Origin of the sequence: Neisseria sp. DTU_2020_1000833_1_SI_GRL_NUU_006, assembly GCA_032388755.1 — a bacterium.
Taxonomy (GTDB): domain Bacteria; phylum Pseudomonadota; class Gammaproteobacteria; order Burkholderiales; family Neisseriaceae; genus Neisseria; species Neisseria sicca_C.
Genome location: CP135593.1, coordinates 1521369 through 1534120, shown reverse-complemented (window position 1 = coordinate 1534120; position 12752 = coordinate 1521369). Strand labels below are relative to the sequence as shown.

Here is a 12752-nt window from a genome sequence, read left to right as displayed (position 1 = left end):
AAATCCGAACAAATCAATCCATTCCATCTGTTTCCCCTCTAAATATCATCCGTGCAAGCAACAATCGGTGCAATCGGTTAAAATGGGTCGTCTGAAATTTGTTTGACCGAATTGAGAAAACCATGTCCCAACAATACGTCTATTCTATGCTGCGAGTGAGCAAGGTTGTGCCGCCGCAGAAAACCATCATTAAAGATATTTCCCTTTCTTTCTTCCCCGGCGCGAAAATCGGTTTGCTCGGTTTGAACGGCGCGGGTAAGTCCACCGTGCTGCGGATTATGGCGGGTGTGGATAAGGAATTTGAGGGCGAAGCCGTGCCGATGGGCGGCATTAAAATCGGCTACCTGCCGCAAGAGCCGGAGCTTGATCCGGAAAAAACCGTGCGTGAGGAAGTGGAAAGCGGTTTGGGCGAAGTAGCCGCCGCGCAGAAACGTTTGGAAGAAGTGTATGCCGAGTATGCCAATCCCGATGCGGATTTTGACGCGCTGGCGGAAGAACAGGGCCGCTTGGAAGCGATTATCGCGGCGGGTTCGTCCACGGGCGGCGGTGCGGAACACGAATTGGAAATCGCCGCCGATGCGCTGCGCCTGCCGGAATGGGATGCCAAAATCGGCAATTTGTCCGGCGGTGAAAAACGCCGCGTCGCTTTGTGTAAACTCTTGTTGAGCAAGCCCGACATGCTTCTGCTGGACGAGCCGACCAACCACTTGGATGCGGAATCGGTCGAATGGCTGGAGCAATTCTTGGTGCGCTTCCCCGGCACAGTCGTTGCCGTAACACACGACCGCTACTTCCTCGACAACGCCGCCGAATGGATTTTGGAACTCGACCGCGGCCACGGTATTCCGTGGAAAGGCAATTACTCGTCTTGGCTGGAGCAGAAAGAAAAACGCTTGGAAAACGAGGCAAAATCCGAAGCCGCGCGCGTGAAGGCGATGAAGCAGGAATTGGAATGGGTGCGCCAAAATGCCAAAGGCCGCCAAGCCAAGTCTAAAGCGCGTTTGGCGCGTTTTGAGGAAATGAGCAACTACGAATACCAAAAACGCAATGAAACGCAGGAAATCTTCATTCCCGTCGCCGAGCGTTTGGGTAACGAAGTGATTGAATTTGTGAACGTTTCCAAATCGTTTGGCGACAAAGTGCTGATTGACGATTTGAGCTTCAAAGTGCCCGCGGGCGCGATTGTCGGCATCATCGGTCCGAACGGCGCGGGTAAATCGACGCTGTTCAAAATGATTGCGGGCAAAGAGCAGCCCGATTCAGGTGAAGTGAAAATCGGGCAAACCGTGAAAATGAGCCTGATTGACCAAAGCCGCGAAGGTTTGCAAAACGACAAAACCGTATTCGACAACATTGCTGAAGGTCGCGACATTTTGCAGGTCGGGCAGTTTGAAATTCCCGCCCGCCAGTATTTGGGACGCTTCAACTTCAAAGGCAGCGACCAAAGCAAAATCGCGGGGCAGCTTTCCGGCGGTGAACGCGGACGTTTGCACTTGGCGAAAACCTTGTTGAGCGGCGGCAATGTCTTGCTACTGGACGAACCGTCCAACGACCTCGACGTAGAAACCCTGCGCGCGCTGGAAGACGCATTGCTGGAATTTGCCGGCAGCGTAATGGTGATTTCGCATGACCGCTGGTTCCTCGACCGCATCGCCACGCATATCTTGGCTTGCGAAGGCGATTCGAAATGGGTGTTCTTCGACGGCAACTATCAGGAATATGAAGCCGATAAGAAACGCCGTTTGGGCGAAGAGGGTGCGAAACCGAAACGGATTAAATATAAACCGGTAACGCGTTGATAGGAAAATAAGAAAACGTCGTCTGAAAACTTGAAAAAGGGTTTTCAGACGACGTTTTTATAGTGGATTAAATTTAAATCAGGACAAGGCGACGAAGCCGCAGACAGTACAGATAGTACGGCAAGGCGAGGTAACGCCGTACCGGTTTAAAGTTAATCCACTATATTGTGATGACTGTTTATTTATGTACCGAGAAGATTAAACCTTAATTTCCGATTTATTTATCTGTGGCAGTTTCAGACGATGTTGACTAAGGGAGAAATATGCCGCATCAAACCTTATTTTTGAGAGGCGAGGAAGCCGCTTAATTCGAACTCGAAAGGCATTCCGTTTTGTGCGCCAGAGCGGGTAATAGACAGGGCGGCAGCGGCACAGGCCTTGCGTACGGCGATGTCTATGCCTTCGTGCCAGAATACTGCTAATGCACCGTTGAAGGCATCGCTGGCACCTGTGGTGTCAGAGGTTTGTACTTTAAAACCTGAAACATGGCGTAGGCGGCCTTTAGGGTCTTTATATACGGCGCCTTTACTGCCTGAAGTCATCAGGACGGGACAGGGGGATTTCAAAATCAACTCTTCGGGGGACAAGCCTTGCGGCGCTCCCAGGCTGGCGGCAAGCTCGTAGCGGTTGGGCGTTAAGATAGTAATTTGCTCCAGCAATTCTTTTGGGATGGCGCGGGCGGGCGCAGGATTGAGGATAAAGGGTTTATTGTATTTTGCTGCCAGCCTTGATGCGGCCATCACGCACTCCATCGGAATTTCAAGCTGGCTGAGGATGATGTCGGCTTCGGCAAACCGTTCTTCTGCGGCTTCGATGTCGGCAACGGTCAGATACATATTTGCGCCGGCAATAACGATGATGGAATTTTCTTCGTCGGCAACGGTAATGTTTGCCATGCCGCTGTTTTGTCCCATGATGGTTTGGACATAATCGGTACATATACCTTCGTGGCGGAGGTTGGTTACCATTTCCAGTCCGAAATCGTCGTCGCCGACTGCACCGATGATGGTTACGCATGCACCTAGGCGTGCGGCGGCAACTGCTTGGTTGGCACCTTTGCCTCCCATGTAGCGATGGAATGAGCTTCCCAGCAAAGTCTCGCCCGCGCGCGCGAATTGGGTGGCGCGGGTTACTAAATCCATGTTGATACTACCGACGACGACGACTTTGGTATGGAGCATTCCGATATATCCCTTTTGAAACACGATACGACCGTATCAGGCGGTCTTTATTAATATTGAAATATGCAGGAAACCGCATTCTCTATGCCGATAGGCATTTTGCGTCATTGTACCCGCTGGAATTGCAAATGCAATATTAATTCCCGTTTTTCATATTTTAATATCGGATTTTGTTGTAATTAAATCGTAAAATTTCGGAAATTTCATACCGTTTGAATGCTAAATTTGTACATTGGTCGGTTTTTATTTTGTTTTTTATAAAATTTAAATAGAATGAAAAATTTTTTCTGTTTTACATACCATTTTTCTTTCAAGGTCGTCTGAAAACCCGCCGTGCTCGTTTTAGCGAAACTCACTTTGTTCGTTTTGGCAAACCCCGCTTCACTCGTTTTCAGACGACCTTTTTCCAACCCTGCTACAATACGCCTTTTATTGTTCACGCCGATTTTGCCATGACCGAGCCGACCTACATCCCGCTGCGCCTGCATACCGAGTTTTCGATTACCGACGGTATGGTGCGGATTAAAAAACTGATTGCCAAAGCGCAGGAATACGGTTTGCCTGCTTTGGGCATCAGCGATTTGATGAACGAATTCGGTTTGGTGAAATTCTATAAAGCCTGCCGCAGCGCGGGGATTAAGCCTGTCGGGGCGGCGGACGTGTGGATAGGCAATCCGAATGCGCCCGACAAGCCGTTCCGCGCCATGCTGATTATCCGCAACGATGCGGGCTATCTGCGCTTGAGCGAACTTTTGACGGCGGCTTATGTCGGCAAAGACCGCAATGTCCATCATGCGGAACTCAATCCCGAATGGCTGGAAAACGGCGACAACAGCGGCTTGATTTGTTTGAGCGGCGCGCATTACGGCGAAGTGGGCGTGAATCTGTTGAACGGCAATGAAGACGCGGCGCGTGCGGCGGCGTTGAAGTATGCGGCGTGGTTTCCCGATGCGTTTTATCTGGAGCTGCAACGCCTGCCCGAGCGTCCCGAATGGGAGGCTTGCGTTTCGGGCAGCGTGAAGCTGGCGGAGGAGTTGGGTTTGCCGGTGGTGGCGACGCATCCGACGCAGTTTATGAGCCGCGACGATTTCAACGCGCACGAGGCGCGGGTGTGCATCGCGGGCGGCTGGGTGCTGACGGACAAGAAACGTCCGCGCGATTTCACGCCGAGCCAGTTTTTCATTCCGCCGGAAACGATGCTGGAGCGTTTCGCCGACTTGCCGGAAGCCTTGGAAAACACGGTGGAAATCGCCAAACGCTGCAATATCCATATCACGCTGGGCAAAAACTTCCTGCCCCTGTTCCCGACGCCCGACGGTCTGTCGCTGGATGATTATCTGGTGAAACTGTCCAACGAGGGTTTGCAGGAACGCATGGTTCAGCTTTATCCCGACGAGGCGGAACGGGCGGCGAAAATGCCGGAATATCAGGAGCGGCTGGATTTTGAGTTGAACATCATCATCCAGATGAAATTCCCCGGCTATTTTCTTATCGTACAAGACTTTATCAACTGGGCGAAAACGCACGGCTGTCCGGTGGGACCGGGACGCGGTTCGGGCGCGGGTTCGCTGGTGGCGTATTCGCTGAAGATTACCGACCTTGATCCACTCAAATACGCGCTGCTGTTCGAGCGTTTCTTAAACCCAGAACGTGTCTCCATGCCCGACTTCGATGTGGACTTTTGCCAAAGCAACCGCGGGCGCGTGATTGAGTATGTGCGCGACAAATACGGCGCGCAGGCGGTGAGCCAGATTGTGACCTTCGGCACGATGTCGTCCAAAGCGGTGATACGCGACGTAGGGCGCGTGCTGGAGCTGCCGTTTACCCTGTGCGACAAATTGTCGAAGCTGATTCCGCTGGAAGCCAACAAACCTTTGGGTTTGGACGACGCGATGAAGGCGGAGCCGCAGATTCAGGAATTGATTGAAGCGGAAGAAGCGGACGAACTGATTACGCTGGCGAAAAAGCTGGAAGATTTGACGCGCGGTTTGGGTATGCACGCGGGCGGCGTGTTGATTGCGCCGGGCAAGATTTCCGATTACAGCCCCGTGTATCAGGCGGACGAATCCGCCTCGCCCGTATCCATGTACGACAAGGGCGACGTGGAAGACGTGGGTTTGGTGAAGTTCGACTTTTTGGGCCTGCGCAACCTGACCATTATCGAAATGGCGCAGAACAACATCAAAAACACCACCGGCGATATTGTCGATGTCGGCAAAATCCCGCTCGATGACCAAGCCGCCTACAAAATCTTCCGCGACGCAAACACTACCGCCGTATTCCAGTTCGAATCGACCGGCATGAAAAAAATGCTGAAAACGGCGCACACCACCAAGTTTGAAGAACTCATCGCCTTCGTATCGCTCTACCGCCCCGGCCCGATGGACAACATCCCCGACTTCGTCGCGCGTATGAAGGGGCAGGAATTCCAATACATCCACCCGCTGCTGGAAGGCATCCTCGCGCCGACCTACGGGATTATGGTGTATCAGGAACAAGTGATGCAGGCGGCACAGATTATCGGCGGCTACTCGCTCGGCGGTGCGGACTTGCTGCGCCGCGCCATGGGTAAGAAAAAGCCCGAAGAAATGGTGAAACACCGCGAAATCTTCGCCGAAGGCGCGGCAAAACAAGGCATTTCGCGCGAAAAATCCGACGAAATCTTCAACTATATGGAAAAATTCGCCGGCTACGGTTTCAACAAATCCCACGCCGCCGCCTACGCCCTGATTTCCTACCAGACCGCATGGCTCAAAGCCCATTACCCCGCCGAATTTATGGCGGCGACCATGTCGTCTGAATTGGACAACACCGACCAGCTCAAGCATTTCTACGACGACTGCCGCGCCAACGGCATCGAGTTCCTGCCGCCCGACATCAACGAATCCGACTACCGCTTCACGCCGTATCCGAACATGAAAATCCGCTACGCACTCGGCGCAATTAAAGGCACGGGCGAAGCCGCCGTCGAATCCATCATCGCCGCGCGGCAAAGCGGCGGCAAGTTTACCGGCCTCTTGGACTTCTGCGAGCGCGTCGGCAAAGAACACATGAACCGCCGCACCCTCGAAGCCCTGATACGCGGCGGCGCGTTCGACAGCATCGAACCCAACCGCGCCATGCTCTTGGCAAACATCGACCTCGCCATGAACAACGCCGACCAAAAAGCCGCCAACGCCAATCAGGGCGGGCTGTTTGACATGATGGAAGACGCCATCGAACCGGTGCAGCTCATCGATGCACCCATGTGGAGCGAATCGGAAAAACTCGCCGAAGAAAAAACCGTCATCGGCTTCTACCTGTCTGGCCACCCGTTCGGCCCGTATGCCCAAGAAGTCCGCCAAATCGCCCCGACCAAATTAGGCCGTCTGAAACCGCAAGACAGCGTGCGCCTCGCCGGATTCGTTACCGCCGTGCGCACCATGATGGGTAAGCGCGGAAAAATCGCCTTCGTCAGCCTCGAAGATTTGAGCGGACAGATTGAAATCATGGTCAGCGGCCAGACGCTGGAAAACTGCGCCGACTACCTCAAATCCGACCAAGTACTGATTATCGAATCCAAAGTCAGCCGCGACGACTACGGCGGCGGCGACGGGCTGCGCATCATGGCAAACCAAGTCATGACCCTGCAAATGGCGCGCGAACGCTACGCCCGCAGCCTCAGCCTCGCCCTTGCCCCCGGCCACGACATCGCACGCCTCGCCGCCATCCTCACCGCCCACCGCCTGCCCGACACATCGCACATCCCGCTGCAACTGTCGTACAGCAACGACAAAGCGTCGGGCAAGTTTCAAGTGCCGCCGAAATGGATGGTGACACCCAGCTCCGCGTTATTCGACGAACTGGAAAAACTGCTCGGCAGCAGGGCAGTGCGCGTGAATTGGTAGTTATAGGTAAACCATAAATTTGCTTCGGAACCGATTAAAACTTCTGTAAAGAATTTGACAAAAAATTGACGTTTCAGGTCGTCTGAAATCCAAACTCCGGCTTTCAGACGACCTCAAATAAGGATCAACATGAAATACAAAGACCTACGCGACTTCATCGCCTTGCTCGAGCAGCAGGGCAAACTCAAGCGCGTCGCGCATCCCGTTTCCCCGCATTTGGAAATGACCGAAATCGCCGACCGCGTGCTGCGTGCCGAAGGGCCGGCGTTGTTGTTTGAACACCCGATTAAGCCCGACGGCACGCGCTACGATTATCCCGTGTTGGCGAACCTGTTCGGTACGCCCGAACGCGTGGCGATGGGCATGGGTGCGGACAGCGTGTCCAAACTGCGCGAAATCGGGCAGACGCTGGCGTATTTGAAAGAACCCGAACCGCCCAAAGGCATCAAAGACGCATTTTCCAAACTGCCGCTGCTGAAAGACATTTGGAGCATGGCACCAAACGTGGTGAAAAATGCGCCGTGTCAGGAAATCGTATGGGAAGGTGAAGACGTTGATTTGTATAAACTTCCGATTCAACATTGCTGGCCGAAAGACGTTGCGCCGCTGGTAACGTGGGGCTTGACCGTAACGCGCGGACCGCACAAAAAACGCCAGAACTTAGGCATTTACCGCCAGCAGTTAATCGGCAAAAACAAGCTGATTATGCGCTGGCTGTCGCATCGCGGCGGCGCGCTGGATTATCAGGAGTTCCGCAAACTCAATCCTGATACGCCATATCCCGTCGCCGTCGTGCTCGGCTGCGACCCTGCCACCATTTTGGGCGCGGTAACGCCCGTTCCCGATACCTTGAGCGAATACCAGTTTGCCGGACTGCTGCGCGGTTCTCGGACAGAACTGGTGAAATGTATCGGCAACGATTTGCAAGTGCCCGCACGCGCTGAAATCGTGCTGGAAGGCGTCATCCATCCGAACGAAACCGCGTTGGAAGGCCCATACGGCGACCACACGGGCTATTACAACGAGCAGGACCATTTCCCCGTGTTCACGGTCGAACGCATCACCATGCGCGAAAACTCGATTTACCATTCCACCTACACAGGCAAACCGCCCGACGAACCCGCCGTTTTGGGCGTGGCGTTGAATGAAGTGTTCGTACCGCTCTTGCAAAAGCAGTTTCCCGAAATCACCGATTTCTACCTGCCGCCCGAAGGCTGTTCCTACCGCATTGCGGTGGTCAGCATGAAAAAACAGTACGCCGGACACGCCAAGCGCGTGATGATGGGTTGCTGGTCGTTCCTGCGCCAATTTATGTACACCAAATTCATCATCGTGGTCGATGACGATGTGAACGTGCGCGACTGGAAAGAAGTCATCTGGGCCGTAACCACGCGCATGGACCCCGTGCGTGACACCGTTTTAGTGGAAAACACGCCCATCGATTATCTGGACTTCGCCAGCCCCGTCAGCGGACTCGGCGGCAAAATGGGCTTAGATGCAACCAACAAATGGCCGGGCGAAACCGACCGCGAATGGGGACGTGTGATCAAAAAAGACCCTGCGGTTACGGCTAAGATTGATGAGATTTGGGAGGAGTTGGGGTTGTAAACCCGAACATCAAAAAGGTCGTCTGAAAACGTTTTTACAGCGGATTGGAACAGGGAAGATTCAATTACCGTCATTCCCGTGCAGGCGGGAATCCAGAAGTTTAAAGTCGCGGCAACCTCTAAATATTCCTGATAAATCAGGGCTCGAATTCCCGCCTGCGCGTAAATGACGGAATAGGGATTCCTTGTTTGGATTTACTATAACGCCAGTATATTTTACGGAGTTTAAATAGTGGTATTGGATTTTGTATCTGGCGTTCTCGAACTCTTTGCCGCCACTTGGGATTTCCTGAGTTACGGCAAAAAGCGCATTTCCGTTCTGCGCCGCCCATATCGGCATGGCGGCCGGCGGAAAGTACGGCGCGTATTGACCGGACGTAAGATAGAGATTGCCGTCTGGCTGGTATTTGTGATGATATTGGCAGCGGGAGTGGTATTTGCTTGGACAATCATTGCTTGGGTGGTGTGGCAGGCTTTCAGGTAATTAGGTAATTTGAAACGTCGATAAGGTAACGATGACCTGACTGCAATTTCAAAAAAGGCCGTCTGAAAACAGATTTTCAGACAACCTTTGATTTGTTATTTCAAATTTAAATTCGTTAAATTTGAAATAACGGATTTATCCGGCTTTCTATAGCAAACATACTTAACTTTAAATCCGGTATGTCATCAAATTTCATCATTCCCGCGCAGGCGGGAATCCATCGTAAAACCTAAGAAACCTTAATTTGAAAAACAGTTTCTGAATTTAAAAAATGGATTCCCGCCTGCGCGGGAATAACGGTAGAGGTTTCGGCAAAAATTGCTCCCCCCCCCTGTTTTCAGACGACCTATTGCCCCGTCGGTGTGCATTGTAGCGTGGGCTTTGCCCACGATGATGCTAGGTAAAAAAGGTCGTCTGCAATTTTAGGTTTGATTCATGGGCAAAGCCCACGCTACGGGTTTCTATTCTCATGCTACGGTTTTTGCCGTAGCAACTGTCGGATTCTCGAATTCGACATTTCCAACTGATTGCCGGCAAAATGGCTTGTAACAGTATCTGTTAATCATGACGGCGAACACCCTATAGCGAAATTACCCTTACCCTTTGACTTCATAGATCTCCTGCAACTAGTTTAATCTTTCCCAAAGTTAAGCCTGACGGTTTATTTGTCTATAACGACAAGCACTCATAAAATTCCAGTCAACACAAAAAGGTCGTCTGAAACCAGAATCCGGATTTCAGACGACCTTTTTTTCTACATCAATAAACAATGTTCAGCAGGCAATCAATAGAAGCCTTCGCGCTCTTCGCGGGTGGAAATGTAGATATTTTTCACTTGAGTATAAGCAGCGAGCATCATTTTGTGGGTTTCGCGGCCGATACCTGAAGTTTTGTAGCCGCCGAACGGTGCGCCTGCGGGCAGGCGGTTGTAGCAGTTCACCCAAACGCGGCCGGTTTCCAGCGCATTGGAAACGCGCAGGCAGCGGTTGATGTCGGTACTCCAAACTGCGCCGCCCAAGCCGTATTCGCTGTCATTGGCCATTTTGATGACTTCTTCTTCGGTTTTGAATTTAATCACGGTGGCAACCGGGCCGAAGATTTCTTCTTGGGCGACGCGGGCGCTGTTGCTGCCGGCTTCAATCAGGGTCGGCTCGACAAATTCGCCTTTGCCCAACTCGCCTTCGATTTTCTTACCGCCGGTGATAATGCGGCAGCCTTCCTGTTCGCCGATTTTGACGTATTTCAAAATGGTTTCAAGCTGACCGGCGTTGACTTGCGAACCCATTTGGGTGTCGTCTTCCCAAGGCAGGCCGACTTTGATTTTTTTGAATTCTTCCGCCAAGGCGTTGACGAATTTGTCGTAAATGCCTTCCTGAACGAAGATACGCGAACCGGCGCAGCATACTTGGCCTTGGTTGAACAAAATACCTTTTTGCGCGCCTTCGAGGGCTTTGTCAAACGGCATGTCGTCAAAGAAGATGTTGGCGGATTTGCCGCCCAGCTCCAAGGTGGCGGGAATCAGCATTTCAGCAGCGGCGATGCCGATGTGGCGGCCGATTTCGGTCGAACCGGTAAAGGCGAGCTTGTTGAAGCCTTTGTGGTGCAGCATGTATTCGCCGGATTTAGAACCGCGTCCGGTAATGATGTTCAACACGCCTTTAGGCAGCAAGTGGTTGATTTTTTGAGCGAACGACAACAGGCTCAGCGAAGTGCTGGAAGACGGGTGGATAACGATGGTACAGCCTGCGGCAAGTGCGGGCGCGATTTTCCAAGCCGCCATCAGGAAAGGGAAGTTCCACGGAATAATCTGACCGACGACGCCGATGGGTTCGCGCAGGACGATAGATAAGTCTTCGGAGTCAAGCTGGGTGGCAGTGCCTTCTTCGCCGCGGATCACGCTGGCAAAGTAGCGGAAATGGTCGGAAGCCAGCGGGATGTCGGCGGCGCGGGTTTCGCGGATGGGTTTGCCGTTGTCCAGCGTTTCCTGCAAGGCGAACAATTCCAAGTTGTCGTCAATCACATCGGCGATTTTGTTGAGTATGGCGGCGCGTTCGGTGGTGGTGGTTTTGCGCCATGTTTTGAACGCTTCTTGCGCGGCGGCAACCGCAGCATCAACATCGGCATCGGATGCGTCGGTAAATTTGGCTAACAATTCGCCGTTGGCAGGATTGTATGAATCCAAAAGCGCGCCGGGTTTGGTCCACACGCCGTTAATCAAGAGGCCGTACTCTTTATCAAACACATTTAAATCTTTTGCCATGATGCTGTCTCCTTGGTTGTCTTTCTTAGGTTTTGGACGTTCCTCAAACGTCGTCTGAAAACAGGATAGTATTTTTTCTCTTTCAGTTCAAGCACTAAAAATGATAACGTTCTCGAAATTCCAAATATGTAATTTTCTAAAATAGGAAATTGAAGCCGATAAGGCTTGACCCCGTATGGAAATGAAGCGAGTTTGTCAATATATTTAAAGTTTTCAGACGACCTTTTTTACATGATATGTGTAAGAATTTTTCAGCGCTTTAACAGGTATATTTTTACGCAGATAAAATGTTATGGTATAACATTTTATTTCCTATTTTTCAAAAAGATAGGGTGTTGACACGACGAAATGAAGGAGGGTATTCTCGTTTGCAGGAAAGGCGTTATACCGCCCGACCGTTTACGGATTTCTTACGAATGCCAAGGAGAACACCATGAAGATGCAAGCAGTTGTTGTGAATCAAAATGTAGCAGGCGATGTAGAAGTTGTAGAACGCGAACTGCGCCCGTTGGAATACGGCGAGGCGTTAGTTGAAGTCGAATATTGCGGCGTGTGCCATACCGACTTGCACGTTGCGGCAGGCGACTACGGCGAAAAACCGGGCCGCGTGTTGGGACACGAAGGCATCGGCATCGTCAAAGAAGTCGCTCCGGGCGCGAACGCCCTGAAAGTCGGCGACCGCGTCAGCATCGCATGGTTGTTCCAAAGCTGCGGTTCGTGCGAATACTGTAATACCGGCCGCGAAACCTTGTGCCGTTCCGTATTGAACGCAGGTTACACCGCCGACGGCGGTATGGCGACCCACTGTATCGTCGATGCGGACTACGCCGTCAAAGTACCCGACGGCCTCGACCCCGCACAAGCCTCCAGCATTACCTGCGCCGGCGTAACCACTTACAAAGGCGTGAAAGTTTCCGGCGTGCGTCCGGGACAATGGATTGCCGTTTACGGCGCGGGCGGTTTGGGCAACTTGGGTGTCCAATACGCGAAAAAAGTATTCGGCGCACACGTTGTCGCCATCGACATCAACGATGAAAAACTGGCATTCGCTAAAGAAAGCGGCGCAGATTTAGTCATCAACGCCGCCAAAGAAGACGCAGCCAAAGTGATTCAAGAAAAAACCGGTGGCGCACACGCAGCCGTTGTCACCGCCGTATCCGCCGCCGCGTTCAACTCCGCCGTGGACTGCGTCCGTGCAGGCGGCCGCGTCGTCGCCATCGGCCTGCCGCCCGAATCTATGGACTTGTCCATCCCGCGTCTGGTCTTGGACGGCATCGAAGTGGTCGGCTCGCTGGTCGGTACGCGCAAAGACTTGGAAGAAGCCTTCCAATTCGGCGCAGAAGGCTTGGTGGTACCGAAAGTCCAACTGCGTGCTTTGGACGAAGCTCCGGCGATTTTCCAAGAAATGCGCGAAGGCAAAATCACCGGCCGCATGGTTATCGACATGAAAAAAGAATGCGGCTGCGGTCATCATTAATTTGATGTAGGCAGTTAACTAAAAAGGTCGTCTGAAACCTTGCTTTGGGGTTTCAGA

8 protein-coding genes and 1 pseudogene are annotated in these 12752 nt (G+C 52.4%); 6 read left to right on the top strand and 3 right to left on the bottom strand.

Going from position 1 to position 12752, the window contains the following annotated elements:
- Positions 1-122 precede the first annotated feature (122 nt).
- Positions 123-1799 carry an energy-dependent translational throttle protein EttA gene (gene ettA / locus RSJ68_07430; protein ID WNU96288.1) on the top strand — a complete coding sequence of 559 codons (1677 nt, stop codon included), beginning with the start codon at positions 123-125 and terminating at the stop codon, positions 1797-1799.
- Between the two features lie 58 nt (positions 1800-1857).
- Positions 1858-1965 (top strand): annotated as a pseudogene (locus RSJ68_07425) (IS5/IS1182 family transposase).
- A 112-nt stretch (positions 1966-2077) separates the two neighbouring features.
- Here the strand turns inward: RSJ68_07425 and RSJ68_07420 are convergent.
- Together RSJ68_07420 and RSJ68_07415 are read right to left on the bottom strand one after the other, a co-directional pair.
- Complete coding sequence (locus RSJ68_07420) at positions 2078-2980, bottom strand: ribokinase (protein WNU96287.1); 903 nt, start codon at positions 2978-2980, stop codon at positions 2078-2080.
- 203 nt (positions 2981-3183) lie between these two features.
- Positions 3184-3420, bottom strand: coding sequence for a hypothetical protein (locus RSJ68_07415; protein WNU96286.1), 237 nt, complete (start codon positions 3418-3420; stop codon positions 3184-3186).
- 12 nt (positions 3421-3432) lie between these two features.
- Here RSJ68_07415 and dnaE point away from each other — a divergent pair, with 12 nt between their 5' ends.
- The 3 genes from dnaE to RSJ68_07400 all read left to right on the top strand — a co-directional run bounded on the left by dnaE (position 3433) and on the right by RSJ68_07400 (position 8958).
- On the top strand, positions 3433-6867 hold the full coding sequence (gene dnaE, locus RSJ68_07410; GenBank protein ID WNU96285.1) for a DNA polymerase III subunit alpha: 3435 nt from the start codon (positions 3433-3435) through the stop codon (positions 6865-6867).
- Between the two features lie 129 nt (positions 6868-6996).
- Entirely contained in the window at positions 6997-8475 is a 1479-nt protein-coding gene (gene ubiD / locus RSJ68_07405; GenBank protein WNU96284.1) for a 4-hydroxy-3-polyprenylbenzoate decarboxylase, read from the top strand.
- A 231-nt stretch (positions 8476-8706) separates the two neighbouring features.
- Complete coding sequence (locus RSJ68_07400; protein ID WNU96283.1) at positions 8707-8958, top strand: hypothetical protein; 252 nt, start codon at positions 8707-8709, stop codon at positions 8956-8958.
- Between the two features lie 784 nt (positions 8959-9742).
- Here the strand turns inward: RSJ68_07400 and RSJ68_07395 are convergent.
- Positions 9743-11218 (bottom strand): aldehyde dehydrogenase family protein, encoded by a 1476-nt coding sequence (locus RSJ68_07395; protein ID WNU96282.1) that lies wholly within the window; start codon positions 11216-11218, stop codon positions 9743-9745.
- A 433-nt stretch (positions 11219-11651) separates the two neighbouring features.
- On the opposite strand from RSJ68_07395, the gene adhP reads away from it, so the two are divergent.
- Complete coding sequence (gene adhP, locus RSJ68_07390) at positions 11652-12695, top strand: alcohol dehydrogenase AdhP (GenBank protein WNU96281.1); 1044 nt, start codon at positions 11652-11654, stop codon at positions 12693-12695.
- Positions 12696-12752: the final 57 nt, after the last annotated feature.

What these genes read in the sequence shown, in the direction of transcription:
- ettA (WNU96288.1), top strand. Translation starts at nt 123, where the DNA reads ATGTCCCAACAATACGTCTATTCTATGCTGCGAGTGAGCAAGGTTGTG.
- RSJ68_07420 (WNU96287.1), bottom strand. Translation starts at nt 2,980, where the DNA reads ATGCTCCATACCAAAGTCGTCGTCGTCGGTAGTATCAACATGGATTTA.
- dnaE (WNU96285.1), top strand. Translation starts at nt 3,433, where the DNA reads ATGACCGAGCCGACCTACATCCCGCTGCGCCTGCATACCGAGTTTTCG.
- ubiD (WNU96284.1), top strand. Translation starts at nt 6,997, where the DNA reads ATGAAATACAAAGACCTACGCGACTTCATCGCCTTGCTCGAGCAGCAG.
- RSJ68_07395 (WNU96282.1), bottom strand. Translation starts at nt 11,218, where the DNA reads ATGGCAAAAGATTTAAATGTGTTTGATAAAGAGTACGGCCTCTTGATT.
- adhP (WNU96281.1), top strand. Translation starts at nt 11,652, where the DNA reads ATGAAGATGCAAGCAGTTGTTGTGAATCAAAATGTAGCAGGCGATGTA.